Origin of the sequence: Pseudomonas marginalis (assembly GCF_024169655.1) — a bacterium.
In the GTDB taxonomy this organism is placed as follows: domain Bacteria; phylum Pseudomonadota; class Gammaproteobacteria; order Pseudomonadales; family Pseudomonadaceae; genus Aquipseudomonas; species Aquipseudomonas paraveronii.
This window is the reverse complement of record NZ_JALJWV010000001.1, coordinates 6,099,012-6,125,050: the sequence shown is the minus strand read 5'-3', so window position 1 is coordinate 6,125,050 and position 26,039 is coordinate 6,099,012. Positions and strand designations below refer to the sequence as shown.

General features: G+C 59.9%; 22 protein-coding genes and 1 pseudogene. 7 read left to right on the top strand and 16 right to left on the bottom strand.

Annotation, left to right across the window (positions count from 1 at the left end; genetic code table 11):
- The first annotated feature begins 21 nt into the window (after window positions 1-21).
- From J2Y83_RS28390 to J2Y83_RS28375, 4 genes are all read left to right on the top strand, one after another.
- Window positions 22-1,308 (top strand): PAAR domain-containing protein, encoded by a 1,287-nt coding sequence (locus J2Y83_RS28390; protein ID WP_253400152.1) that lies wholly within the window; start codon window positions 22-24, stop codon window positions 1,306-1,308.
- Window positions 1,305-1,838, top strand: coding sequence for a hypothetical protein (locus J2Y83_RS28385; RefSeq protein ID WP_253400151.1), 534 nt, complete (start codon window positions 1,305-1,307; stop codon window positions 1,836-1,838). The genes J2Y83_RS28390 and J2Y83_RS28385 overlap by 4 nt, the downstream gene beginning before the upstream one ends.
- Window positions 1,839-2,046: 208 nt before the next feature.
- Window positions 2,047-2,274, top strand: a complete 228-nt coding sequence (locus tag J2Y83_RS28380; RefSeq protein ID WP_373423789.1) for a hypothetical protein — start codon at window positions 2,047-2,049, stop codon at window positions 2,272-2,274.
- Window positions 2,275-2,427: 153 nt separating this feature from the next.
- On the top strand, window positions 2,428-2,658 hold the full coding sequence (locus J2Y83_RS28375; protein ID WP_253400150.1) for a hypothetical protein: 231 nt from the start codon (window positions 2,428-2,430) through the stop codon (window positions 2,656-2,658).
- A gap of 90 nt (window positions 2,659-2,748) precedes the next feature.
- Here the strand turns inward: J2Y83_RS28375 and J2Y83_RS28370 are convergent.
- The 16 genes and pseudogenes from J2Y83_RS28370 to tssA all read right to left on the bottom strand — a co-directional run.
- Window positions 2,749-3,825, bottom strand: a pseudogene (locus tag J2Y83_RS28370) (RHS domain-containing protein); the annotation flags it as partial.
- Between the two features lie 74 nt (window positions 3,826-3,899).
- Window positions 3,900-4,208 (bottom strand): hypothetical protein, encoded by a 309-nt coding sequence (locus tag J2Y83_RS28365; protein ID WP_247408257.1) that lies wholly within the window; start codon window positions 4,206-4,208, stop codon window positions 3,900-3,902.
- Window positions 4,205-4,756: a hypothetical protein gene (locus tag J2Y83_RS28360; RefSeq protein ID WP_247408259.1), complete on the bottom strand. Its 552-nt coding sequence runs from the start codon at window positions 4,754-4,756 to the stop codon at window positions 4,205-4,207. The genes J2Y83_RS28365 and J2Y83_RS28360 overlap by 4 nt, the downstream gene beginning before the upstream one ends.
- Window positions 4,750-9,132, bottom strand: a complete 4,383-nt coding sequence (locus tag J2Y83_RS28355; protein WP_253400149.1) for an RHS repeat-associated core domain-containing protein — start codon at window positions 9,130-9,132, stop codon at window positions 4,750-4,752. Before J2Y83_RS28355 ends, J2Y83_RS28360 begins: the two co-directional genes overlap by 7 nt.
- Before the next feature lie 12 nt (window positions 9,133-9,144).
- The gene (locus tag J2Y83_RS28350; protein ID WP_247407299.1) at window positions 9,145-9,579 is read right to left on the bottom strand and encodes a DcrB-related protein; all 435 of its coding nucleotides are present in this window, start codon (window positions 9,577-9,579) and stop codon (window positions 9,145-9,147) included.
- A gap of 14 nt (window positions 9,580-9,593) precedes the next feature.
- Complete coding sequence (locus tag J2Y83_RS28345) at window positions 9,594-11,537, bottom strand: type VI secretion system Vgr family protein (protein ID WP_253400148.1); 1,944 nt, start codon at window positions 11,535-11,537, stop codon at window positions 9,594-9,596.
- Window positions 11,538-11,693: 156 nt separating this feature from the next.
- Entirely contained in the window at window positions 11,694-14,351 is a 2,658-nt protein-coding gene (gene tssH / locus J2Y83_RS28340) for a type VI secretion system ATPase TssH (RefSeq protein ID WP_253400147.1), read from the bottom strand.
- Window positions 14,344-15,387, bottom strand: coding sequence for a type VI secretion system baseplate subunit TssG (tssG, locus tag J2Y83_RS28335; protein WP_253400146.1), 1,044 nt, complete (start codon window positions 15,385-15,387; stop codon window positions 14,344-14,346). The genes tssH and tssG overlap by 8 nt, the downstream gene beginning before the upstream one ends.
- Complete coding sequence (tssF, locus tag J2Y83_RS28330; RefSeq protein ID WP_253400145.1) at window positions 15,351-17,210, bottom strand: type VI secretion system baseplate subunit TssF; 1,860 nt, start codon at window positions 17,208-17,210, stop codon at window positions 15,351-15,353. The genes tssG and tssF overlap by 37 nt, the downstream gene beginning before the upstream one ends.
- Window positions 17,207-17,722 carry a type VI secretion system baseplate subunit TssE gene (gene tssE / locus J2Y83_RS28325; protein WP_034116446.1) on the bottom strand — a complete coding sequence of 172 codons (516 nt, stop codon included), beginning with the start codon at window positions 17,720-17,722 and terminating at the stop codon, window positions 17,207-17,209. The genes tssF and tssE overlap by 4 nt, the downstream gene beginning before the upstream one ends.
- Window positions 17,716-18,141, bottom strand: coding sequence for a hypothetical protein (locus J2Y83_RS28320; RefSeq protein WP_253400144.1), 426 nt, complete (start codon window positions 18,139-18,141; stop codon window positions 17,716-17,718). Before J2Y83_RS28320 ends, tssE begins: the two co-directional genes overlap by 7 nt.
- A complete protein-coding gene (locus J2Y83_RS28315; protein WP_253400143.1) occupies window positions 18,141-18,593 on the bottom strand; it encodes a type VI secretion system amidase effector protein Tae4 in 453 nt (150 codons plus the stop codon). Before J2Y83_RS28315 ends, J2Y83_RS28320 begins: the two co-directional genes overlap by 1 nt.
- A 79-nt stretch (window positions 18,594-18,672) precedes the next feature.
- Window positions 18,673-19,161 carry an Hcp family type VI secretion system effector gene (locus J2Y83_RS28310; RefSeq protein WP_247406914.1) on the bottom strand — a complete coding sequence of 163 codons (489 nt, stop codon included), beginning with the start codon at window positions 19,159-19,161 and terminating at the stop codon, window positions 18,673-18,675.
- Between the two features lie 149 nt (window positions 19,162-19,310).
- Window positions 19,311-20,807, bottom strand: coding sequence for a type VI secretion system contractile sheath large subunit (tssC, locus tag J2Y83_RS28305; protein WP_046488991.1), 1,497 nt, complete (start codon window positions 20,805-20,807; stop codon window positions 19,311-19,313).
- A gap of 2 nt (window positions 20,808-20,809) precedes the next feature.
- A complete protein-coding gene (gene tssB, locus J2Y83_RS28300) occupies window positions 20,810-21,316 on the bottom strand; it encodes a type VI secretion system contractile sheath small subunit (protein ID WP_247406909.1) in 507 nt (168 codons plus the stop codon).
- Between the two features lie 54 nt (window positions 21,317-21,370).
- Complete coding sequence (gene tssA, locus J2Y83_RS28295; protein ID WP_253400142.1) at window positions 21,371-22,393, bottom strand: type VI secretion system protein TssA; 1,023 nt, start codon at window positions 22,391-22,393, stop codon at window positions 21,371-21,373.
- Window positions 22,394-22,786: 393 nt separating this feature from the next.
- Here tssA and tagH point away from each other — a divergent pair, with 393 nt between their 5' ends.
- From tagH to tssK, 3 genes are read left to right on the top strand one after another with little or no spacing between them, the layout of a single operon-like run.
- Window positions 22,787-24,115, top strand: coding sequence for a type VI secretion system-associated FHA domain protein TagH (gene tagH / locus J2Y83_RS28290; RefSeq protein WP_253400141.1), 1,329 nt, complete (start codon window positions 22,787-22,789; stop codon window positions 24,113-24,115).
- A 56-nt stretch (window positions 24,116-24,171) separates the two neighbouring features.
- Entirely contained in the window at window positions 24,172-24,681 is a 510-nt protein-coding gene (gene tssJ, locus J2Y83_RS28285; protein ID WP_253400140.1) for a type VI secretion system lipoprotein TssJ, read from the top strand.
- Between the two features lie 18 nt (window positions 24,682-24,699).
- A complete protein-coding gene (gene tssK / locus J2Y83_RS28280) occupies window positions 24,700-26,034 on the top strand; it encodes a type VI secretion system baseplate subunit TssK (protein ID WP_253400139.1) in 1,335 nt (444 codons plus the stop codon).
- Window positions 26,035-26,039: the final 5 nt, after the last annotated feature.

Here is a 26,039-nt window from a genome sequence, read left to right as displayed (position 1 = left end):
CCAGGAAGGTAGAGGTACGCGATGGATGCGCAGGCGGCAGCACGCTTGGGTGATGAAATAGCCCACGGTTTTGGGGTCATGTCGATGATCGCCGGTGCTGTGGCGGGCGCATTGATTGGAGCGGCAGTCATCGCTGCTACCGTTGCCACAGGTGGGGTGGCGGTGGCGATCATGGCAGGCTCGATCGCTGCGGGCGGTTTGTCGATGTTCCAGATCGTCAAAGGTCTAAATACGCTTTTCAACCTGCCCGAACCTGCCACGGGGAAGTTGTTGAAGGGCAGTTTCAATGTCTATATCAATGGCCTCAATGCGATGCGGGCGGGAGAGGACATCGCTTCGTCCTGTAGCGGTTTTCCGATGAGTCACCCAATGTGGCCGTTTCCGGTATTGATCGCCGAAGGCAGTGCCACGGTATTTATCAACGGCAAGCCGGCGGCCCGCCTTAATAGCAAAATGGTCTGCGGTGCGCATATCAAGAGTGGCAGCCCCAATACGTTTATCGGCGGGCCGACAGTTTCGGTTGCGTTTGTTCTTGATATCGAAGGTTGGATGCACACTGGATTTGAAGCGCTCGGCATCATGGCCATGGGCGGAGCTGCAATTCTCGCGGCGATGGCAGGCTTTGCCGCCTTGGTCGGGTTTGTGGTGATCGGTGGTGCAATGATGGGTGGCATGGCCTTACTCGGGGACCTGGGGGATCGCCTTGGGCCTGGCTATCGGGACTTGTTGCAAGGCGTCGCCGGGATGGCGCTTTTGGGGCTTGGGCCGAAAATGGCGAAAATCGGTATGTCCCCCAAAGTGAGGTACAAACCGGGTTTTACGCAAGACGATATTCTGGCGATTCCCCGATCCAGCCGGCCGAATCCCGCCGATTACCTTGAAGCCTCCTATATCTCTAAGCATCTGAAGGTCTTCCAGGATGAAGGGGCGGCTTTCCTGTTCACCCCGGACGATATCGCCAATCCGATGTATGCGACCTTTAGCCCATCCAAGTACGTTATGGCCAAGTCAGATTTGCATGGCGTGGTTGGCGAATTTAAAAAGACGGGCGATATATCAGTATTGGAGTCGGCTCTGGGCTATGACCCGGGCACTTTTGCCGGCAAGGAGATTTATATGATGAACCTGGATAACCCCAAGGTGATCATGCCCACCGGTAATGAGCGTGGGGTCAATTCATTATGGCGTCCCGGCGGACGGACCTACCCTGGTGGCATGCGAGAAGCGGTAATGGACAATGTGGGCATTCCACACGGTAATGACATTAATATTCTGCTCGCGAACCCTGATGTAGTGAGACTTCAATGAGTGCCAATCTAGACAACGTACTGCTACTGGCCCTGGCGAATGACGAATTAGACAAATTCCTCGTGGGGGAGCCGTTCTACTTCCAAGAAGCCAAAAGCGATAACGATGAGCCGCAGAATATCGTCGCAGCGTTCGATCTGCTGCTGCTGCGTTACTGGCAGCAGACCCACGATCCCCTGTTTCCCGCGCGCTTTGTGGCGGCTTTGCTGAAAATTCTGGCGACTTACCCTGATCGTAATCGGGCTATTTATGCGGCGGCGGTTTGGGTCTGGTACTACCGTTTTTGTCTGAGCAAAAAGCACGCACAACCACAAGGTTTTTATGCCGGGTTGTTCGAAATCGACATGAGTGCCGTTGCACTAGCGCTTCAGGCGCAACTTGAAGCCAACAAGGCAGCGCTTGTCGTTGATACACGTTGGGCGGGTGCTGCCTGGAACAGTCCGCACGGTCTATGGGACCCGTTGATGCGTACCGCTCTGGTTGTAAGGGACAAACTCGGCGGGCCGGATTTTGTGCCCTTTAATATCTGAAGCACTTTCGGCAGGTAAGGAGTGGTGCCCTGCCGAGGTCTTTGAATACCTGCGGGACGATCTTGGCTTGCAGAGAGACCGATCCCTGAGAGCCGCTTGGGTGCGGTGCAGCCGGTCCAATATCTACTACGGACGCCTGACTCGTCGGCGAGAGGGAGCTTCAGAAATGACCATTCAGTTCCGGGACATTGTTGTAAGACCCGAGCATATGTTCACTTTAGGCGTCGAACAAATTTCAGGCCGATTCTATGTATCGATTCCGGTCAGCAATGGCATGGTCGACTACGAGGAATATTATGAAATCGATCGGGTGACTTTTGACCTTTTCAGCCATGACCCAGATGCTGCGCTACCATTTGTGAGCCGTTGCCGTCGGCGTGAACTGGATGGGCTTTTGATTATCCCTCCGGGTACGAATCGTGGCGCGGCGATCTGACGTTTTGATAAGGCATTGACGACCACTCCTGATTTTTGTTCATCATGAGACGCCTTGGAAGATTGTCATGAATTCGCTGAAACTGCGGGTCTCTGATATCTGATCAGGCGACGTGTTCCATATAAATATACTACGACGCTATCAGAGGCAATCGTGACAATTAATTTCGAAGCACTTTTGATCAGAGATGTTTTTATCGATTACGAGTTTGAAGAAGTTACGTATCGCTGGGATCACCTTGGAAAGAAAATATACGTCAAATTTTACGGCGCGCAGGAGCGTGCTAAACCCGTTGCTCCCGACCACCGCTTATATAGCGAGGTGTTGTGCTCAGGCCGAGAAATTACCCGCGAGCAATATGAACAAGGATTGCCACGCCGATGAGCGTTCTCGATTCAGCCATTGCTTTAGCTAACGTCATACCGAGTAGATGGGCTGAGGCATGGAGGTATCTACGAAACCCGAGGCGATTCAGGTGTTGAAGTGCAGCCCCGTCTCCCGATCCAGATACTGCCCCTGAAATCGCAGGTTCTGCTCTTCAATAAAATACGCTTCGCGCGCCTCCTCCAGCGTGTTGCCCCACACCCGATAAGTCGCTCGCCAGACGTTGTGCCCATCAGCTTCGGTCAGTTGCTCCGGCAAGCCGTTGAGGTCGTTGTGGTAGTAGCGGATTTTTTGCAGCGGGCCGATGCCGTCGACTCGCGCCAAGGGTTCGTAGCCTTCGTCTTCGTAGACGTACAGGCTGGTTTGACTGTGTTTATGCTCTTGCAACAACCGCAGGCCATCCCACATGAACAGGGTCTCGCCCAGCGGATAACCATCGCGGTCATGCTCGGTTTTTTTAATGCGCCGGCCCAGTGGGTCATAGGTCATCCTGACCACGCTGCCGTTTTCATTGCGTACTTCAATCAGTCGGCTTTCGGCGTCGTAGGCAAAGCGCTGTACGCCGCGTTTGGCGCTGCGCTTTTCGATCATTCGGCCGAAGCCGTCGTAGCGGTAACGCTTGTCCTGGTAGGTCAGCAGTTTGTTATGCACCACCAGCCCGGCACCGGGTTGGGGGCCGTCGAGCAAGTTGGCGGCGACATCGTAGGCGAAGGTTTCGCGCTGGCCTTGTATGTTGTTCTGGGTGGCGATGATGCGGCCGGTGGCGTCGTAGTGCAGCAGTTCGCGGTGTTCGTCTTCCCGGCGGCCGATCAGGTTGTCGGCGGGGTCGTACTCGAAGTGCTTTTGCGCCGCCGCTGGCATCAACGAGGGCTGGCTGGCGTGGCGGCGCTGGCGTGCGCGCAGGCGGCCGCTGCGGTCGTATTCGCTGCGGGTGCTGAGTTGGCCTTGGGTGCGCAGCACTTCGCGGTGCAGGCGGTCGCGTTCGAAGTCGCTGATGACGTGGCCGTCGAGGTTGATCTGGTGCAGGTGGCCGCTGCCGTAGTACAGGCGATTTAGCCAGCGACCGTCAGGCAACTGGGTCTGGATCAGGTTTCCCAATTCGTCGTGCTGGTGCTACAGCACACCCGCCGAGCTTTTCTCTTCCAGCAATTTCCCCAGCGCGTCATAGATGCAGCATTACCGACTCTGGTCGAGGTCTTGCTGCTGCACCATGCGGTCGGACGCATCCCTGCGTTACTCGATTACCAATCACCTCTCCATGCCTCAGCGAATTCCGATGCTGGATCAAGGCCCACAATTTCCCCTAAGTCATAAAAAGCTTCAAGTATAGACTCGCGCTCTACAGTTTCGATTTCATCTTCGAAATCATTGATGCTGAGCATGCATTTTTTGAAGCAGTTTAAGATATTTGATTTAGATTTATTTTCGGGCAGGTCCAGTAAGCGTTGGATAAGTTTTTTGAGTATTGGACTTATCTTGTCAACAAGACTTTCTTCGCCATCTAGAGTAAGGTGATATCTTTGGTAGTCTTCTAGCTCCTCTTTTCTCATGGTCGTTGACTTCCGATTTTTGCGGATGGAGGAAAGATACCTTTAAATAAAAATTCCTTGGACTTGTCCCAGTTTATTCCGTTGTCAAAATAATTTATTAAGCGATTTCGCAGCTTTTCCGGGTCGCCGATCATGCCTGATAGTTCATATTTGTAAATGGTATCTAGATCATTGGCTAATGTTAGGTTGCTTTTTAGTGTTGTCGCATCAATCGTTTCAAAAGTGTCAGTCAATTCGATAAGATCTGCACCATAATTGCCGCCGATGATAGCTCTCAGCATTCTTCTTTCGGGAGGACGCTCATCCAAGGAAACGTCATCCGATGACAGTTCGCTTACGGCAAGGCCCTTTAAAGCCTTTGTGGATGTGAAAATAAAAAATAGTGTATCGACTGTTCTGAGATCCACGTCACTCCAGGTATTCTGAGCACTTGTCAAATCAAAAAACTGGAGGTAGTAGTCTTTACGCATCTGGACAAGTGTGTACAGGTCATCTTTCAGTTTTAAACTGAGAACCTTGCCTTCTTGCCACGTGATTTTCTTCAGCATCTTCCAGGACCTTTGGATTTAATATTTGTTTTTTGAGGTTTGACACCTCTATGTTTGTCAGCGGCTGCGAGATAAATATCTCGCCTTTTGTTATTGGGGCCAACAGGCCTTTGCTTGTTCGCGACAGGCCCCTCCTTCAACTTATCCTCATATATCCTTTGTTCCAGGCCCCTAGCGATGTCTTTTCCTTTTTGCCCATCTCCTTTGAATACTGCCTCTGGCGCGACGTCAAAAATTTGCTTGTTAGGATAGCGGTAGTCCAACACAGCTTGCGCGGAATGCCCCAGTCCAGGCTTGCTGGCATAACCTACATAAGGCTTGCCGTCTTTCACCCCGACATAGGTGATGTGGGTGGCATTGGCCGGGTTGCCTGCCCAGCCCCATGGATCAAGCCATCCAACCGGATTTGGACCGTACTGGTAAAGGTTGAAACCGCCCATCAACCCAATCGGATCCGGCGTCGTAAACCGCCCCACATCCGGATCATAAAACCGAAACGTGTTGTAGTGCAGCCCAATTTCCCGATCCAGATATTGCCCCTGAAACCGCAGATTCTGCTCTTCAATAAAATACGGCTCACGCACCTCTTCAGTCGTGTTACCCCACACCTGATACCTGGCCTGCCACACTGTTCGCCCATCGGTTTCGGTCAACTGTTCGGGTAGCCCGTTCAGGTCGTTGTGGTAATAGCGCACACTTTGATGCTCGCCCGAGCCGTCGACTCGAGCCAGCGGTACATAAGCGTCCTCTTCATAGATATAGAGGCTGGTCTGGCTATGTCGGTGTTCCTGCAACAGACGCAACCCCTCCCAATCAAAGCGGGTTTCGCCCAACGGATAACCGTTGCTGTCATGTTCGGTTTTAGCGATGCGCCGGCCGAGCGGGTCGTAGGTCATTTTCACGACCGTTTCGCGACCGTCCTTATGGCTACGTACTTCGATCAGGCGATGCTCGGCGTCATAGGCGAAGTACTGCACGCCACGCACGGCACTGCGCTTTTCGATCATGCGACCAAAGCCGTCGTAGCGATAGCGCTTGTCCTGATAGGTCAGCAGCTTGTTATGCACCACCAGCCCCGCGCCGGGATGTGGGCCGTCGAGCAGGTTGGCGGCGGCATCGTAGGCGAAGGTTTCGCGCTGACCTTGCAGGTTGTCCTGGCTGGCAATGATGCGACCGGTGGCGTCGTAGTGCAGCAACTGACGATTGTCGCGTCCGGCGTCGCGGTTCCGCTCCAGGCGCCCGATCAGGTTGTCAGCCGGGTCATAGTCGAAATGCTTTTGCTGGCCCGCCGGCAGCTGCACGGGTTGGCCGCTGGGGCGCCGCACCCGTGAGCGCAGGCGTCCGCTGCGGTCGTATTCGCTGCGGGTGGTGATTTGCCCCTGGGTGCGCAGGACCTCGCGGTGCAGGCGGTCGCGCTCGAAGTCGCTGATCACCCTGCCATCGAGGTTGATCTGGTGCAGGTGGCCGCTGCCGTAGTACAGGCGATTGAGCCAGCGGCCGTCGGGCAGTTGCGTTTGGATCAGGCTGCCGAGTTCGTCGTAGTGATAGTTGAGGCTACCGGCGGCGCTTTGTTCGGTGAGCATTTGGCCCAAAGGGTCGTAGGCAAAAGCCAGGGCCTGCGCATTGCCGTCGTTGCCGTTGAAGGTGACGGCAGTAAGTTGGTCTACCGGGTCGTAGGCGTATTCGGTACGACCGTCACTCGTCTCTTTCACCAGCAGGCGGCCGACGGCATCGCGTTCCAGTCGATGCACTATGGAGGGCTGTGTCGTCAGCCTGTCATCCACGGGCACGTATTCGACGCCAGCCACGTTATCAAGGCCGTCATAGGCATAACGTCGTGCGCTACCGTCAAGGTCCTGCTGTTCGCTGAGCCGGTCGCCCTCGTCCCAGGCAAAACGATAATGCTCGCCGTTTTCGTTGGTCAGAGTTTGCAGGCGGCCATAGGCGTCATAGCGGAATTCGATCTGTCGGCCATGGGCATCGATACGCCGGTGCACCTGGCCGCGCCGCCCGTACTGATACCGCGTGGTGGCGCCTGCGGCATCAATGTAAGCGGTGAGTTGGCCGCTGGTGTCACGCAGGTATTGTTCAGTGCGCCCGTCCGGCAGTTCGGTTTGCAGCAACCGGCCTTGGCTGTCGTGCTGATACTGGACGCGCTCGCCGAGGGCGTCGATGACCACCTGCAAGAAGCCCTGACGGTTGTATTCAAAGGCGGTTGGGTAGCCCGAGCAGTCGGTGTGCTGAGCCAACTGCCCGAACCCGTTCCAGCGCAAGGTTTTGGACTTTCCAGTGGCATCGACGATTTCGACCACTTGGCCGAAAGCGTCATAGCGGTATCGAGTGATGTGGCCCAGCGGGTCGATCTCACTGACGCAGTTACCTCGTTGATCGTATTGATACTGCCAGGCTTGGCCGGCGGCGTCGGTCTCCACGAGTGGTAATGACCAGTGCTCCAGCCACAGTGTCGATTCGATACGGCCCAATGGATCTTCGGTCGTACACAGGTTGCCGGACTCGTCGTAGCTGAACTGCCATTTCCCGCCCTGAGGGTCGGTGGCCCCCAGTAACTGGCGCTCATCATTCCATTCGAAGTGCCAGGTTTGCCCGAGGTTGTCGGTGTACTCGGTAATCTGGAATTGTGGGTTCCAGCGTCGAGTGCTGACTCTTTGCAGGCCATCTGTAATTCGTGTGATCCCGGCGTGAAGGTCATAGTCAAACTGATAGTGGTCACCCTCATCGGTCCAATGCCGGACCACACGCCATTCGCTCTCTTCCACGCAGGCCCATTGGTAATAGCAACGCAGCCCTGTGGGCAATTGGTGCTCGACCATGCGCCGCCCGGCGTCATAGGCAAAGCGCCGCTGCACCTGCGCGCCAGCGTCCCGCACTAGCGCCAGATCGCCATGTTTGTCGTACTCGTAGCTCACCAACTGCTCGCGAGTGTGATCGGGATACACACGCTCAATCTGTGATACGCGCCCGGGCCATAGAGGGCTGTACACCAATTCAACACGCACCAGGTCAAAGGTGTCGCGCAGTTGCACGAGGCGGTTGCTGGCGTTGTAGTCGAGGTAGATCCGGTTGTCGTTGCGATCTCCCAACTGACTCAGGCGCAGGTGCGATGGGTTGCCCGGCTTCGGCTCGAACAGCTGATACAAGCCATCCACCGTTTCAATCAGTAACTGTCCATTGGTGTTGCGCCGCACGCTCAAGCCTTCGCCGGCACTGAATACGGCACCACCCAAGGGAATGACACCCATGTCGATCTGCCGCGCCTGCTCATCGGTGTAGATCAGGCGCTCGCCGCCGTCGGGATGCAGGTCAATTTCGACGAAGACTTCGTAAATCACGCTCCAACTGGCGCCGAAAAGCCCGTCGCTGCGCTCATCACGACTGCTGTAATAACGCTGCCACTCAATCGGCAACAAACCGGGCAGGGCGAAGTCTAGATCGTCTTCGCCATCAAGAATCTTTGCGCCGGTCGCGCTGTGGACCGGGTTGGGGGAGCCCACCACGGCTGAGGTGATCGCATTGGTCACCTGGCTGGTGCCCCACGACACCAGGCCGCCGACCACCATGCACGGCAATTTGCTGAAGAATTTCGACCCGCCACCGCGCAGCATCAACAGTGCGGTCACCGCCAACCCTACGCCTGGAGTCTTACCGCTGCGAATCTCGCGGACCACCACCGGGCCGCCACCAATGCGCACGTTGCTGGAGATCATCCCCGATTCAACAATTGACGCATCGCAGGTACTGCGATCACCACTGCGCGCTGCCGGTTGGCCGTTGATGGTGACCTTGCTGGAGCCCTCGGCAATAAATTGCGGAGGCATCGGTGGATGCTTGGTGCAGATCACGATGTCCAGTGGCTTGGGCACTGCTCCCGGTGCGGGAACGGCGACGGTCGGGCGCCACATCTGTGAGAAGAAGCCCTTGGCCATGTCCAAGTAGCTGGATTCTTCGGGGCTTCCGCCTTCGGTAGGTTGCGGGCTGACCGGACCAATGGCACCGGCGGCACGTGCAGACGGGATACCGTTGGTAAAGGTGTTGTGGGAGCCGGTGGCGATTGTTGCCATTACCACCGGCGGGAATAACGCATTGCCTATCCAGTCACAAACCTTTGTCAGTCCCTTGTCCGCCCCCGTCTTGCTCATGCCTATGCCGACGATGATGCCCACCACTGCACCCAGCACAAAGCAGCCTAGCCCGCCGGTTACGACCGTAATACCGGTGGCGGCCACAATTGCAGCAGTGGCGACGGCCGTAATAGCGATGTTGGCCGCAATTTCCAGCACGCCGCCCAGGATGTCGGCCATCACCGAGGTGTGCAGCAGGCCGTCGCCGAGACGTGCCGCCCAGAGAGCGTCAGACATTTATTAGGGACTTCAAGGCTTGGGATTCAGCTGCAAGGTGCTTTTGATGGTTGCCCAATGGGCGCGTTCCGCATCGCCCAAGGGTTGGGCTTTGACATAACTCAGGGCAAGCATCTGCCGAGTGCCGGGTATCACAAGCGCTAACTGGTATTGATGGATCCGCTCGGTGCCCTTGCTGAACTGGTTGTGCACTTCGATGGCGTCTATATCCTGCGCGGCGCCCACACGAAGTGCCTTGGCCGGTTGGTAGCGCAAGTCCTGTACCTGCTTCTCCAGCTTCGCCAGTTGCTCTTCGAAGTTGCTTTGCAGCGTCTCACCATCACCTAGAAGGCTACGGCTGACAATCAACGACGTACCCAGAGCGGCGAACTTCAGGATATTGATGGAAGCATCTTGAACGTCATCGCTGGGCAGCGTGAATTGCAGTTCATTGAGTTGATAGGTCATGAAACGGAATCTCGTTATTGGTTGGGAGGCGGATTGGGAAACATGGAATTGACGGCGGCATCTATCTCGGCCTTGACCCCTTGGCCCATAGGCGTCGTGCCTGCTTTTCCGCCGATGTTCAGGTGCAGGTTGCCCCCGGTATTGATTTCAGTATTGCCCTCGGAATACACGTTAATCTGCACGCCGGTGAGGTTGATCTGGCCACTGGCATTGAGCTCCAGCACGCTTTTTCCGCAGACCAGGCGCAGGTTTTGTCCCACTTCGATCAAGTAGCTTTGGCTGATTGCGTCGGTCTTGCTGAAGCCGACCATGAGCATGTCGTCGTGCTTGACCGCACGCACGCGGTCGTTGCCAATTGTCACCACTTCGTCATGCCCAATACTCTTGTTCCGGTCATGCCCCACCGAATGGCTCTCATCCACCTCCACCACAATGTCCTGATTCCGCTCGGCATGGATATACAACTGCTCCAACCCCTTCTTGTCCTCCATGCGGATTTCATTGAAGTTGGCCGGCGTGCCGCCCTTGCTCGAACGACTTTTCATGCCGCTCTGGGTCGCGTTCTCCGGCAAATCGTAGGGCACCGTCTGCTCCGCGTTGTACACCCGCCCGGTAATGATCGGCCGGTCGGGGTCGCCTTCCAGAAAGCTCACAATCACCTCCTGGCCGATCCGTGGGATCTGCATCGAGCCCCAGTTCTTGCCGGCCCAGGATTGCGACACGCGTATCCAGCACGAGCTGTTTTCGTTGGATTGGTCGTGGCGGTCCCAGTGGAAATGCACCTTTACGCGGCCGTATTGGTCGGTCCAGATTTCTTCGCCTTTGGGGCCGACCACCAGCGCGGTCTGCGGGCCTTTGACGATGGGCCGGTGAGTGTTGGCCAGCGGGCGGAAGTTTTGTTGGGCATCGATGCAGGTGAGGCTGCTTTCGTACTGCGCAGAGTTTGAGCCGCCGCCGCTTTCCAGGCTTTCCTGATGGATGTTGTAGCGGATGCCGACGATCAGGTATTCGCGGTTCTGGTCCTGGCGACTGAAGCCGGTGAGGCTGAACAGGTGGCCGGAACCGAGGCCGCGGGCGTTGCCGCTGAATTCGATTTGTTCATGCAGGGTTTGCAGCGCTTCGATGCGGGTGCGCGCGTAGTGTTCGCCGTCCGCGCTTTGCACGTAGGCGCCGGGGTAGTCGTACAGCGGATAGTCGCCGGCGGCGTGCGGGCGCGGCATGGCCGAGCGCACGTCGATGCTCGCGCTGGGGCGCTGGAAGTCGTAGTCGTTGAGCTCCAGCGAGCCCGGCTGCACTTGCTGCGCCAGGTGCCAGTTATGCAGGTGGTCGCGTTCGCGTTGCTGCTCGTCCTTGGGGTAATACGGAACCGACGCGTAGCCCGGCACCGTGGCGTGGGCGCCGTAGGCATCGGCCAGCACCAGTACGTGACGGTCCTGTTCATGGCGGAAGAAGTAGTAGATGCCTTCCTGTTCCATCAAACGGCTGACGAAATCGAAGCTGGTCTCGCGGTACTGCACGCAGTATTCCCACTCGCGGTACGGCCGGCTCAGGGCGTCTTCGAAATCGGAAAAACCGAGGTCGCGGAACACCTGCTTGATGATCTGCGGGATGCTCTGGTTCTGGAAAATCCGACAGTCCGACGTGCGGCTCAGCAGCCACAGCCACGGGCGCAGCGTCACCTGGTAGCTGGCGAACTGGCCCTGGTCGATACTCTGGCTGCACTGCGCGACGATCCCGTGGAAATGCCGCTCGCCACCGTCCGCCAGTTGCAGGCCGACGCTCATTGGCTTGCCGAGCAACTGGTTGAGGTCGATGTTGGCGTCCAGGGAGGTCAGTTGCAGCTCATAGGCGAACAGCCTTCCCAACTCTTCGCCGCCGCCCATTTGATTGAGCAACAGCACGTCCGGCCCGAGGGGGCTGGTGATTTTGGCCAGGCGTGAGGTTTGGTTGAATAGCATCGGGCGTCTCGAAAATGACTAAATAACTGAAGAAACCGGCTGCAAATGTGGGAGGGGGCTTGCCCCCGATAGCCGTGTGTCAGTTGATGCATATGGTGACTGACTCACCGCCATCGGGGGCAAGCCCCCTCCCACATTTGATTATGTTTCTTCAGGTCAATCGTTGAACTGATAGTGCAATTCATTATCCCGGCTACTGATCCGCACACCCGCCAGCGCCTTGCCTTCGAGCATGCGCGTGAGGAACTCACGGCTCATGTCCGGCAGCAGGCTGTTGGTGAGGATGGTGTCGATCATGCGCCCGCCGCTTTCGGTCTCGGTGCAGCGCGAGACGATCAAATCGACCACCGCGTCGTCGTAATCGAAGGCGACTTTGTGGGTGTTCTGCACACGCTTCTTGATGCGCTCGAGTTGCAGGCGGGTGATCGCCTTGAGCATCTCGTCGCTCAGCGGGTAATACGGGATGGTCACCAGCCGGCCGAGCAGGGCGGGCGGGAAAATTTCCAGCAGCGGCTGGCGCAAGGCCTTGGCGATGGCTTCCGGCTCGGGAATGTTCGCCGGGTCTTTGCAGACCTGGGAAATCAACTCGGTACCGGCGTTGGTGGTCAGCAGGATCAGGGTGTTCTTGAAGTCGATCACCCGGCCTTCGCCGTCTTCCATCACGCCCTTGTCGAACACCTGGAAGAAGATCTCATGCACGTCCGGGTGGGCTTTTTCCACCTCGTCCAGCAGCACCACGCTGTAAGGCTTGCGCCGTACCGCTTCGGTCAGCACGCCGCCTTCGCCGTAGCCGATGTAGCCCGGTGGCGCGCCCTTGAGGGTCGATACGGTGTGGGCTTCCTGGAACTCGCTCATGTTGATGGTGATGACGTTCTGCTCGCCGCCGTACATGGCTTCGGCCAGGGCCAGGGCGGTTTCGGTCTTGCCCACGCCGGAGGTGCCGGCCAGCATGAACACGCCGATCGGTTTGCTCGGGTTGTCGAGGCCGGCGCGGGAGGTCTGGATGCGCTTGGCGATCATCTGCAAGGCGTGGTCCTGGCCGATGATGCGTTTTTTCAGGTGCTGGTCGAGGTTGAGCACGGTTTCCAGTTCGTTGCGCGCCATGCGGCCGACCGGGATGCCGGTCCAGTCGGCGACCACCGAGGCCACGGCCTGGTAATCCACGGTCGGCAGGATCAGCGGGGTTTCGCCTTGCAGCGCGGTGAGGCGTTGTTGCAGGTCGACCAATTGCGCACGCAACTCATCGTTGCCGCTGTCCACGACACCGGCTTTTTCACGCAACGTGGCGCGGGTGGCGAGCAACTCATCCACCAGGGTTTTCTCTTCGGCCCAGCGGCTTTCCAGGCTGGCCAGGCGTTCGCGCTCGGCGCTCAGCAAGGCTTCGCTGTTGCTCTGGCGCGCACCGATGGCGATGCCGATCGCATGCTCGCGGGCGATGATTTGCAGCTCGGTTTCCAGGGCTTCGATGCGGCGACGGCTGTCGTCGACTTCGGCCGGCACCGCATGCAGGCTGATGGCGACGCGGGCGCAGGCGGTGTCCAGCAGGCTGACGGATTTATCCGGCAACTGGCGCGCCGGGATGTAGCGGTGGGACAGCTTCACCGAGGCTTCCAGCGCTTCGTCGAGGACCTGCACCTGATGGTGTTTCTCCATGGTCGAGGCCACGCCGCGCATCATCAGCAGCGCCTTGTCTTCCGACGGTTCGGCCACCTGTACCACCTGGAAACGGCGGGTCAGGGCCGGGTCTTTCTCGATGTGCTTTTTGTACTCGGCCCAGGTGGTCGCGGCCACGGTACGCAAGGTGCCGCGGGCCAGGGCCGGCTTGAGCAGGTTGGCTGCGTCACCGGTGCCGGCGGCGCCACCGGCACCCACCAGGGTGTGAGCTTCGTCGATAAACAGGATGATCGGTTTAGGCGAGGCCTGGACGTCTTCGATGACCTGGCGCAGGCGCTGTTCGAATTCGCCTTTCATGCTGGCGCCGGCTTGCAGCAGGCCGACGTCGAGGCTGCGCAGTTCCACGTCTTTCAGCGCGGGCGGCACGTCACCGGCGACGATGCGCAGGGCGAAGCCTTCGACCACGGCGGTTTTGCCCACGCCGGCTTCACCGGTGAGGATCGGGTTGTTCTGGCGTCGACGCATGAGGATGTCGACCAACTGACGGATCTCTTCGTCACGGCCGACGATCGGGTCGAGCTTGCCGCTGCGCGCCTGTTCGGTCAGGTCGACAGTGAAACGCTTGAGCGCTTCCTGCTTGCCCATCGCACTCGGCGCCATCGCGCCGCTGGCTTCGCCCGGAACGGCGCCGGCGTTGAAACCGTCGCTTGCGCTCAGGGCATTTTCCGGCGAGTCGCCGACGTACTCGTCAAAGCGTTCGCTCAGGGCTTCGGCCTTGATCTTGTCGAACTCCGACGATAAGCCCAACAGCGCATGGCGCAGGCTCGGCGTCTTCAGAATGCCCAGCACCAGATACCCGGTGCGCACCTGGCTTTCGCCGAACATCAGGCTGCCGTAGACCCAGCCGCGCTCCACGGCTTCTTCCACATGCGAGGACAGGTCGGTGATCGAGGTCGAGCCACGGGGCAGGCGGTCCAGGGCTTCGGTCAAGTCGCGTGCCAGGCGCGCCGGTTCCACGTTGAATTGGCGGATGATGCGGTGCAGGTCCGAGTCCTGCAGTTGCAGCAACTGGTGAAACCAGTGGGCCAGTTCCACATACGGGTTGCCCCGCAGCTTGCAGAACACGGTGGCGGCTTCGATGGCTTTGTAGGCCACGCTGTTGAGTTTGCCGAACAGTGCGGCGCGACTGATTTCACCCATGCTCTGGATTCCTTGAGGTGGTGGCGTGATCGGCGTAATGCCGGGCCAGGATTAGGTCGTTGGCATCAACCGCAGGGCGGCCGAGCCAGGTGTTGAAGCCCAGGCGGAAGCGGCCGTTGAGTTGCAGCGCCGGTACTTCGGGTTGTTGCAGAACCAGGTTCAAGTCCCAGTCCAATTCATGGCCCAGGTACTCGGCCACCCAGGCCACCAGCTCGTTGAACGGCTGGCTGCCGGGCAGCATGCCCATGTAATCATCAAGCTTCAGCGGGCCCAGGCGGATACGGAATTTATGCTGGCGGTCCCACACGTGGCTGCCCAGGCAGAAGTCCACGCCCAGCCGGTTGGCGCTGACGCTGACGCGGCTGCGTTCGGGCAGTTCGAGCCACTGGCCGATGTATTCTTCGATTTCTACCGGCAGGCCGAAGTACTCGCCAAGGATCGCCTTCAAACCATCCGGGTAGCGGGTTTGCGCCGACAGGTGGCCGCTGTAATGCAGCTTTGCCGTGTCCGGGATCAGCCCCTGGTTGAGCAGGCTCGGCATGCCCCGACCGCTCAAGGCGGCGAGGCGCGCTGACCAGTAATCATCGTCCGGGCGGTCGTGGCTGACGGTTGGCCGCGCCTCGGCCCAGGCCCGATAAAACAGGCTCAACAGGCGATGATGGAAGATATCCAGGAACTGCTTGCTGGTGCTGTCGGCGTTGTTGCGCTGGCGCTCGCGCACGTATTCGGTGATGTGCAGCGGCAGCGGGCCGTTGGGACCGCCGAGGCCGAAAAAGAACTGTTCCAGCCGCGCCGGCTTGCCGTCGCCACCGGGGTCGACCGAGGCCAGGGTGGCCGGGGCGAAGGTGCAGTCGGCCTGTTGCCCGAGGCGCAGCGGGTCATCCGCCAGACGCAGGGAATGGCCCAGGCGCGGCAGGTCCGGCGATTCGCACTCGATACGCCGCAGCGCCTGGAAGAAATCGTATTCCCAGGGCTCCCGGTGCATCGCATCCAGGGTACTCACAGGGTCGGACGACGTCCGGGCTTGGCTTTCCATCGCATGATCTCGCCGCGTTCGGTGGTACGGATCACCGTCTCGGTAAAGCTGTTGATCGACACGTAGCGTGCCAGGAAGCGTTCCAGCACCGCACCGAGCAGGAACACCCCGGTGCCGCGAAACGCGTTTTCATCGAATGCCAAGGTAATTTCCAGGCCGCGCCCAAACACAATCGGGCCGGGCATCGGCAGGCGCCGGGTCACCGTTTTGCTGCTGACTTCGCGCAGGCCTTCGATCTGCAATTGCAGGGCGGCGTCGTTGCTGTCGCCATACAGGCGCAACAGTTCGCGCAAGGCGCCCGCGCCCTGGCCCTGTTCGCTGAGGGACAAGTAATTGAGCGACAACTGGCTGATCAGGCGCCAGGCCTTGGCGTCATGGGCATGGCTGGCCCGCGGGCGGCTCGGCCCGGCGACGCAGCGCACGGCCAGCACCGGGGCGCTGTCGGCGAGGGTGAAGTCGGTCTTGCCGTTGCCCACGCTCATGAACAGAGGCAAATCGCGGTTGGTACACAGTGCCGTCACACCGAGTTGGCGCAGGTCGTGGCGGTACGGCGCTTGCTGGCTGTCCACCAGGCTGACGAAGGTTTCGCTGCCCACGTAGGTGGAGCGCGGGCCGTTGCGCCGTTGGTCGCTGGACAACACTCGGGGCTCGCGGCGCACGGTGTAGTACGCCTGGTCGCGGCCATAGCGCGATGGGTCGCGCACCGCATAGAACGGCAGGAACGGCTGCTCCGGCCCGGTACCGTGGCCGGTGATGCCGCTCAGGGAGTGAATCTCGAAGTCCATCGGCCGTGTGCGGTCGGCGATCACATGGTGTTCGTTGACCCGGTCGGACAAGTGGATACGGTCCACGCGTTTCGGGAACAGGTTGATCGCCGGGGTGCAGAACGGCAGGAACTGCGCGGCGCCGACGCTGCCTTCCAGGCTCGGTTCGTGACGGTCGAACAGCACGATCAGTTCCAGTTCCTGGCCGTCGCAACGTTTGACTGCGCGGCGCAGTTCGGCGAACTCGACGAACAGGAAACGGTGGGGCAGGGCGAAGTATTCCTGCAACAGCCGATAGCCCTGGAACGCCCGCGCCACCACGGGCATGGCCGCGTCGGCGTCGTCAAAACCCCGCGAGCGCAGCGCGTCTTGCGGCAGGCGCTCGACCCAATCACCCCCCGGCTTGCGCGCAAAGACCGCGCAGGCGTTGCCCAGCAACTGTTCGTAGAGGCGGAACGGTTGCTCGTCGGCGCCGCTGAGGTACAGCGGCAGGTTGTCCAGTTCGAGGCTGTTGAACGGCAACTCGGCGCCAGTGCGCAGGGTCAGGCGCAAGCCAGCCTTGGCTTTCGGTTCGCTGGCCGCCAGGCGCCCGAGCACGGCGGCGGGGTTGCCGAAGTACTCGGCGTGGCTGACCTGCAACGGCCACAGCGTCACCGGGTGAGCGGTGCGGTACTCGCAGCAGGTCTGGGTTTCACGGCCCAACGCGGCGCGCAAGACGGTGTCGCGCGGCAACGGGAAGCCGCTGGCCAGGGAGCCTTCATCCGGGTCGGTCTGCAGTTGCACCACGGTCATCGACGGGGTCGGCGCCAGGTAGTGCGGGTAGGCGATTTCCAGCAGGTTGTGGGTGAAGGTCGGGTACTCGGCGTCGAGCTTGAGTTGCACGCGGGCCGTGAGGTAGGCAAAGCCTTCGAGCAGACGTTCGACGTAAGGGTCGGCGCAGTCCATGCCGGACAGGCTCAGCCGACCGGCGATCTTCGGGTATTCCTTGGCGAACTCGGCGGCGCTTTCGCGCACGTGGTGCAGTTCCTGGTTGTACAGCTCCAGCAGGCGCGGGTTCATGGGCGTCTCCGCTGGTCGGCGTTGACCACGCGTACATGGCCGGACTCCAGGTCCAGGTCGGTTTGCAGCAGCAGGCGCAACGGCACCGGCTGCGCCCACAGGTCGCCTTCGATCTCGAAACTCAGCGCGTTGTGGTTCATTTCACCGTGGCCGACGCGCGCTTTCACGCGCAAGGTATGGCGCAAAATGCGCGGTTCAAAAGTGGCGATGGCCTGGTAGATCAGGGCTTCCAGGGCCTTGATATCCACACTGGACACGCTATTGCCCGCCAGGGCCGGCAGGCCGTAATTGACCACCGAGGTGCCGGCCGGGGTGTGCAGAGTGGCATCGGCATCGAGCAACGACGTGGTGTTGAGCAGCCACGCCAGGTCACGCAGCACCGAGGCCTTCAATTGGGTCAGGGACAGCACGCGTTTGTCGGCGCTTTCCTTCGGATTGGTCGGGTCGTCGTCGGTCAACCGGTCCAGCAGGGATGGTTGCAGACGGTCGCGGGTGGCGATTTCGGTTACCACGTAAAGGGCGCTACATACATTTTTTGATCCCAGCCTGAGCCGCAAGACGCAAATCTACTGACTTGCGCTGTCTCCAGGCGTCCTTGGATTTGGCGAACCGCCTGCATTTTGGTGAGGCAATCGCGGCTCGGCGCAGGCATGTGCTCGCTATGCCACACCGAAAAAATCGGGATGCCATTAAAGATCTCTACGCGCAGTGCCTGCTGTTTATCCAGGCTGAAGCTGCAAGGCCACTCCATATCCAGTTGCACGCGACCCTGGTCGGACTGGAGTAGCGTGCATTGACCTTTATCATCGATCAACCGGAGTTTCTGCCCGACAAAGATTGCTTGGATCGAAGGATTTTCCGCATGTTCGGCGCATGCGCTCAGACTGATAAAGCTCATGACCAGGCAGAGGGCGAGCAATGGTTTTTTCATTATGTGAGTTCCCAAAACCAGACAGCTCTGGAGCGGAAAAAGAGATCGCCGGTTTGGGTTATTCCTCGGTTCCATAGATCAATATGATCGCCGGTACGGTTATCCAGGGACTCGCCTGATTGCTGGAAACAATCCTTGAAAAAAATAAGCCCGGTTTTGCCCATCAGCGTGCGACGGTCTTCGGCGGTGTTACCCAGAATGGCGGGTCGTCCTAGATGCCTTTTCCACAGCCAATTAGCCAACGACTCGGCACCCCTGGCGTGTCCATGCGCACACTTGGGCTCCGTATAGGTAGATGTGTTGACCTTGATGCTCAGCTCGGCATTGAGCACCAGACTCATACGGATAGCGCATTGATTGGCCCAAGGACCATCGCAAGGGTCTGCTTTTGGATGCGTAACCAAAAGATCGGAATACGCCTTCCACACATTGATAAACGAAGGTTTGGCCATGACTCAGATACCGAAAAAGAAGGGGTCGAATGTGAGCACGCACCAACCCCCCGGCGCATGGCGCCAGGGGGTGTTCATATCAACGCTTGGTGTTGGAACGGATGTTCCAGCCAAACTTGATCGCGCCGCCGTCTTTGGTGCCGTCGGCTTTCTGCGGCTGGTAGTCGACCATCACCTGGGCGAAGTTCAGGGTGACGTTTTCGGTCAGGCGATCATCGGAGCCCGAACCGCCGGTGCTCAGGGACGTGACCAGGACTTCTTCCAGATTGATCACCATGTATTCGACCTGGCTTTCACCGCCGGCCTTGCGCACGGTCAGCTTGACCTTGTCGATGTGCTTGCCGCTGGCGCAGTGCATCATCAGGTTCGGCGAGGATTTGTCGACGTACTTGGTCAGCGACAGGTCCTGGATGTTCACCTTGCCCGCGCCGCCGCCACCGCCTACGTGCATGTTGCCGGACTGGGACATGCCCCAGCTCCAGTTCAGCACGTCGATTTCGTCCTTGTGGGCTTTGTCCATGGACTCGCCCTTGATGTCGCCAATCTTGATGAAAATATCAACAGCCATGTTTTCTCCCTGTGTGGACTCAGCCACTTGATTTGGTTTGTGTGGGAGGGGGCTTGCCCCCGATGCAGGCGACACGGTCTTTCAGTCAGGCCGCGTCGATGCCATCGGGGGCAAGCCCCCTCCCACAGAAGAGCGAGTTCAACCGCTGGTTATGCGCTTTTTGCCGAAGGCAGTTTCGATACCAGGCGCAGCGACACGGTCAGCCCTTCGAGCTGGTAGTGCGGGCGCAGGTAGAACTTGGAGTTGTAGTAACCCGGGTTGCCTTCGACGTCTTCCACGATCACTTCGGCTGCAGCCAATGGGTGCTGGGCCTTGGTGGTTTCGGTGGAGTGCGCCGGGTCGCCGTCGACGTAGTTGAGGATCCAGTCCTGCAACCAGCGTTGCATTTCGTCCTTCTCTTTGAAGGAACCGATCTTGTCGCGCACGATGCACTTCAAGTAGTGCGCGAAACGGCAGGTGGCGAACAGGTACGGCAGGCGCGCCGCCAGGTTGGCGTTGGCGGTGGCGTCCGGGTCGTCGTACTCGGCTGGTTTCTGCAGCGACTGCGCGCCAATGAACGCGGCGAAATCGGTGTTTTTCTTGTGCAGCAACGGCATGAAACCGTTCTTCGCCAGCTCCGCTTCACGGCGGTCGCTGATGGCGATTTCGGTCGGGCACTTCATGTCCACACCACCGTCATCGGTAGGGAACGTGTGGGCCGGCAGGTTTTCCACTTCACCGCCGGATTCCACGCCACGGATGCGCGAGCACCAGCCGTAGTGTTTGAACGAACGGTTGATGTTCACCGCCATCGCGTAGGCGGCGTTGGCCCAGGTGTACTTGGAGCTGTCGGCGCCGTCGGTGTTTTCTTCGAAGGCGAAGGCTTCCACCGGGTCGGTCTTGGCGCCATACGGCAGGCGCGCGAGGAAGCGCGGCATGGTCAGGCCGATGTAGCGCGAGTCTTCCGATTCACGCAGCGAGCGCCAGCCGGCGTATTCCGGGGTGGTGAAGATCTTGGTCAGGTCGCGCGGGTTCGACAGTTCTTGCCACGAGCCCATGCCCATCACGGTCGGCGAAGCGGCCGCGATGAAGGGGGCGTGCATCGCGGCGCAGACTTTGGACAATTCGCCCAACAGCTCGACATCCGGTGGCGACTGGTCGAAGTAGTAGTCGCCGACCAGGCAACCGTAAGGTTCGCCGCCGAACTGGCCGTATTCTTCTTCGTACATTTTCTTGAAGATCGGGCTCTGGTCCCAGGCGGTGCCCTTGAATTTCTTCAGGGTCTTGTGCAGGTCCGGCTTGGAGATGTTGAGCACGCGAATCTTCAGTTGCTCATCGCTCTCGGTGTTGTTGACCAGGTAGTGCAGGCCACGCCAGGCGCTTTCCAACTGCTGGAAGTCCGGGTGGTGGATGACCTGGTTGACCTGCGCGGTGAGCTTGGCGTCGATGGCGGCGATGATCGATTCGATCGACTTGATCGCGTCGTTGGACACCAGGTCCGTCTGCGCCAACGCCTGTTCGGCCAGGGTGCGCACGGCGGTTTCCACGGCTTCGCGGGCACGCTCGGTCTTCGGTTTGAATTCTTGCAGCAACAGCGAGGCGAACTCGCTGGTTTCTTCGGTAGCGCCCAGGTTTTGAGCGCTTTCGCGAACGGTATTCTCGGTCATGATTACTGGTCCCCTGCCGGCTTCGGCGCGCTCGCAAGGGCCTGCAGCAATGCTGGGTCCTTGATCGCTTTCATGATGATTTCTTCAGCGCCGGTCTTGCCGTCCATGTAGGTCAGCAGGTTGGCCAACTGGGTGCGGGCTTCGAGCAGCTTGCTCAGCGCGTCGACCTTGCGGGCCACGGCGGCCGGGCTGAAGTCGTCCATGCTTTCGAAGGTGATGTCCAGGCTCAGGTTGCCTTCGCCTGTCAGCTCGTTGGGTACGTGGAACGCTACGCGCGGCTGCATGGCCTTGAGGCGCGAGTCGAAATTGTCGACGTCCACTTCAAGGAATTTGCGGTCGGCCACGGGCGCGAGCGGCTCGGCGGGTTTACCGGCGAGGTCGGCCATCACACCCATCACGAAGGGCAGCTGGACCTTTTTCTCGGCGCCGTAGAGCTCGACGTCGTACTCGATCTGCACTCGAGGCGCGCGGTTGCGCGCGATGAATTTCTGAGAACTTTGCTTCGCCACGTTGCTGCTCCTGGTCGCTTGAGCGACGGTATTGTTACTGCGCAGTCGGTCGGCTTATTCGCCGTCCGGGCCACGCAGGTTTTCAAATTGGGATATGCCGTCGGGAATCAGATTGCGCACGATGGCCGCGAAGTCGGCATGCACCAGGTGCTTTGCGCGGTTCAACAGCACCGGCAACGGGCTCGAAGGCTCGTAGCGGCTGTAGTACGCAAGGATCTTGTCGAGGCTGCGCAGCACGTCATCGCGGTTGGCGATATCGCCGCTGGGGCGCGGTGCGACGGGGGCGGCGGCGAAGTCGGCCGAGGGGGCATTGTCGTCACTGACGGCCTCGGGTTCGCGGCTGTCGGTCTCGCTGCTTGGGACAAACTGGCTGAGGATCTGCAGCGCCTGCTTGAGCGGTTGCTTCAACAGGCTGAGGTCGACGCCCTGGGCCGAGCCGACCTGGTCGCTGACCTGTTGTTCGATGGCTTCGCAGGCGGTACGCGCGGTGCTCAAGGCGTCGCGGGTGGCTTGCAGTTGCTCGGGGTCGCTGTCGAGAAACGCGGCGTTGAGCTGCTGGGCGCCGAGTTGTTCGTCGGGGAAACTCATCAGGCCGCTGGCGTTCAGCGCGGCGCGCAGGCTCACGGGGCCGAAGGTGCGCGAGCGTGTGAGGATGCTTTCGCGCAGCAGGCGAATCGTCGCGTCGCTGGTCAAGCCGGACAGGGCGTTGATGCGCACGGTGGGATCGTTATCGTCGTCGGCATCCAGGTGCGGATGCAGGTCGGCCCAGTATTCGCGCAGCAGTGCGTTGATCAGCGTGAGCGCGTCGGCCAGCCCGGCCACACCCTGGAGGGCGAGGGCGCTTTGCAGCAGGAAATGGGTGATGCGCAGGTCTTTGCTGCGCTGCAATAAGTCGAGACTTTGTTGCTGGATGCTGCGCCAGTCCGGTGGTTCGGCAGGCAGGACGGAGTCGCCCATGCTGCGCTCGGGCTGACCCTTGGCATCACGCTCCAATTGTAGAAATTGCGCGTCATATTCCATGTCTTCACCACATGGCGAAGTCGCGGAAACGGCAGCGAGCAGCAACGGCACATCCACTGAAATCGATCTCCCTATCGGCCCGTTAGATGGCGGGCAATTCATGCGTTAGTTGCGTGATGAACTTTGCATGTTTTCTTGGTCATATAAGTGCGACGCCACTAATGTGCCATCACTGGTATTCAAGAAGTTGTGCATTTTTGGTGTAGTAGTTATGGCTTGTCAAGGTAAGCTATTCGCCCTCTGTGACAGATGTGCGGTGCTTGGCAAGCTGCGCGACTAATTGGTCAGGTTGCGGACTAAAGCAGGATTTTTCTCACAGGCACCGGTTAAGATCAGCGATCATGCTGGTAAAAGCAGGTTATGACGGTCGTTCGCAGCACCTGACGGGACCCCTCGGGAAAGGTTGCCGCCGGGAATCGACTGCGCGCGAAGTATCAGCAAGGAGGCAAGATGTCGCTGTGTTTGACTATCACTAGTTATCACAAGATTACCCCTGGGCAGTGTGCCGAAAAATCCTTGAGCCAGGGTTCGATGGCGATCGGCCGCAGCTCGGATAATGACTGGGTATTGCCTGATCCTGAGCGTCTGGTTTCCTCGCAACATTGTGTAATTCAATACAAAGATGGTCGTTATTATTTAACCGATAACAGCACAAATGGCGTGGAGTTGGTTAACGCCGGCATCCGTCTGCGTCGGGGCAATAGCGAGCTGTTGCAGGATGGCGAGCTGATCCGCATCGGTGATTACGAAATTCAGGCGCGCATCGATTTCAATGTGCAAGCCGTGGATAGCCAGGCGTTTGCCGGGGATTCCCCGAACAGTTTTGAAGCGCTGATGGGCGCCGTCGTGAGTAAACCGGCCGCCGCGCCGGTGATCGCACCGCAGTTCCAGGGCGCGTCGTCGATGGACACTCTGCCGGATCTGTTCGATTTTCTCAGCCCGACCGCCGTGCCGCCGCCGACCGTGGCCGATCACGTGCCTTGCGAGCAACACGACTTCCGCCCGCCGGCCCCGGTGGCTGTGCCGGTTGTCCCAGCACCTGCCGTGTCGGGCTCGGTCATTCCCGAAGATTGGGACCTGTTTGGCGACACGCCAGCTCCCGTGGTCAGCGCACCGCCACCGCCATCTCCCGCGCCCGTTGTCCCGCCGCCACCCGTGGTTGAGCCCTTGCTCCCCGTGGCCGACAGCCAACAACCCGATCTTTTGCAAGCCTTCCTGCGCGGTGCCGGCCTGGACCAACTGCGCCTGGACAAGGCCCAGGCCGAAGCCCAGATGGAAAGCATCGGCCGCAGCTACCGGCTGATGGTCGACGGCCTGATTGACGTGTTGCGCGCCCGCGCGAGCCTCAAGGGCGAGTTCCGCATGCAGCAAACGATGATCCAGCCAGCGGAAAACAATCCGTTGAAATTCGCCCCGAATGCCGACGAAGCGTTACTGCTGCTGCTTCGTCATGGAAACCAGGCGTTTATGGCGCCGGACATCGCGGTGCGCGACAGTTTCGACGACCTGCGCGCTCACCAGTTGGCAGTAATGGCCGGTGTGGAAGCGGCGATCAAACATCTGCTCAGCCGCTTCGAGCCGGCACAGTTGGAAGAGCGCATGGGCAAGCCCGGCGGGCTGTCGAGCCTGTTCAGCGGCTCGCGCCAGGCCCAGTACTGGCAGCAGTTCACCGAGCTCTACAGCAATATTTCCCGCGAGGCCCAGGAAGATTTCCAGGACCTGTTCGGCCGCGAATTCAGCCGAGCCTACGAAGAGCACAGCGCACGCCAGCGTCGCTGAAGCGTGTCGCAACCATGGATAAAACGGAAAGCTAAGTACGTCATTGAGGACGAAGGATGATTCCCAGGTTTTTACTCGCAGTAGCCACCCTGCTGATGCTGACAGCGTGCGCCAAGGATGCTGTCAAACCCGAAGCAGCAGCCTCGGTCGAAGCGAACACCGCTGCCGTCGAGTTGCACTTTCATGCGATTGCCGGGCTCAACCCCGGCGCCAACGGCCAGGCCGCCCCGGTGCGGGTGCGGATCTTCGAACTGAAAAACGCCGCCACCTTCAGCCGTTCGGATTACTTCGCCCTGGCTGACCGCGCGCAATCCACTCTTGGCCTCGACCTGCTGGACCAAGACGAAGTGATGGTGCAGCCCGGCCAGCAACTGAGCATCCAGCGCGACCTCGACCCGTCCACCCGCCAGATCGGCCTGTTGGTGGGCTATCGCGAGCTGGACCGCGCGCAATGGCGCACGGTGCTCAGCGTGCCGCCGCGCCAATACACCGAATACCAGATCAGCCTCGATGTGCGCGCCGTGCGTGCGGACGTCGTGGTTTCCCCATCCAGCCCAGCCCAATAACAAGCAAACGGAGCCCCCATGTCCTGGAACAATCGCGTGGTCTGGTCGGAAGGCATGTTCATCGGAACGCAGCACTTCCAGCAGCATGACCGTTACCTGGAAAACCTGATCGACGCCCGCAGTCGCCCTTTGTCCGCCGGGGCCTGGGGGTTTTCCGAGTTGCTGATCGATCAGGGCCTGCTGGCCCAGGGCAAGCTGGCGATTGTGTCGGCACGCGGCCTGCTGCCCGATGGCACGCCGTTCAATATTCCCCAGGATGACCTGGCGCCCAGCCCGTTGAATATCGACGACAGCCTGCGCGACGGCCTCGTCTACCTGGCCTTGCCGCTCAAACGCGCAGGGGCCCGCGACACCGTCGACGACGGCGAAGAGCTTGGCGCTGCCCGCTACGTGAGCCAGGTGCGCGAAGTGCGCGACGACAACGCACCGTTCGAGAACCGCGCCCCGGTGGCCGTCGGTTCCCGCGCACTGCGCCTGCTGACCGCGCAGGACGGCATCAGCGATTACGCCGCGATTGGCCTGGTGCGCATCAAGGAAAAACGCGCCGACCGGGCGCTGGTCCTCGACGACACCTACATCCCGCCGGTACTCGACGTGGCCGTGAGCAAACCGCTGACGGCGTTTCGCAGCGAACTGCTCGGCCTGCTGCACCAGCGCGGCGAAGCCCTGGCCGGGCGCGTGGTCGCTTCGGGCGCGGGCGGCGCGTCGGAGATTGCCGACTTCATGCTGTTGCAACTGGTCAACCGTGCCCAGCCGCTGATCCAGCACCTCAGCCAACTGAGCCCGCTGCACCCGGAGCGTTTGTTCAGTGAACTGGTCAGCCTGGCGGGTGAGTTCGCCACCTTCTCCACCGCCGGCCGGCGGCCCCAGGAATACCCGCAGTATCAGCACGACGACCTGGTCCTGAGCTTTGCCCCGGTGATGCAGGCTCTGCGTGAAGCGCTGTCGATGTTGATCGACAGCAAGGCCACGCCGATCCCGATTGTCGAGAAAGCCTACGGCATCCACGTGGCCATGCTCGCCGACAAAACCCTGATCGACAGCGCCAGCTTCATCCTCGTGGTGCGCGCCGATGTGCCCGGCGAAACCCTGCGCGCGCGCTTTGGCCAGCAGAGCAAAGTCGGCTCGGTGGAGCACATTCGCGACCTGGTCAACCTGCAACTGCCTGGCATCGGCCTGCTGCCGTTGCCGGTGGCGCCGCGCCAACTGCCGTACCACGCAGGCTCGACCTATTACGAGCTGGACCGGGGCAGCGAGCACTGGCAGCAGTTGAGCAATTCCGGTGGTTTCGCCTTCCATATCGCCGGGCAGTTCCCGGGCTTGAACCTGGCCTTCTGGGCGATCCGAGGATAATCCGC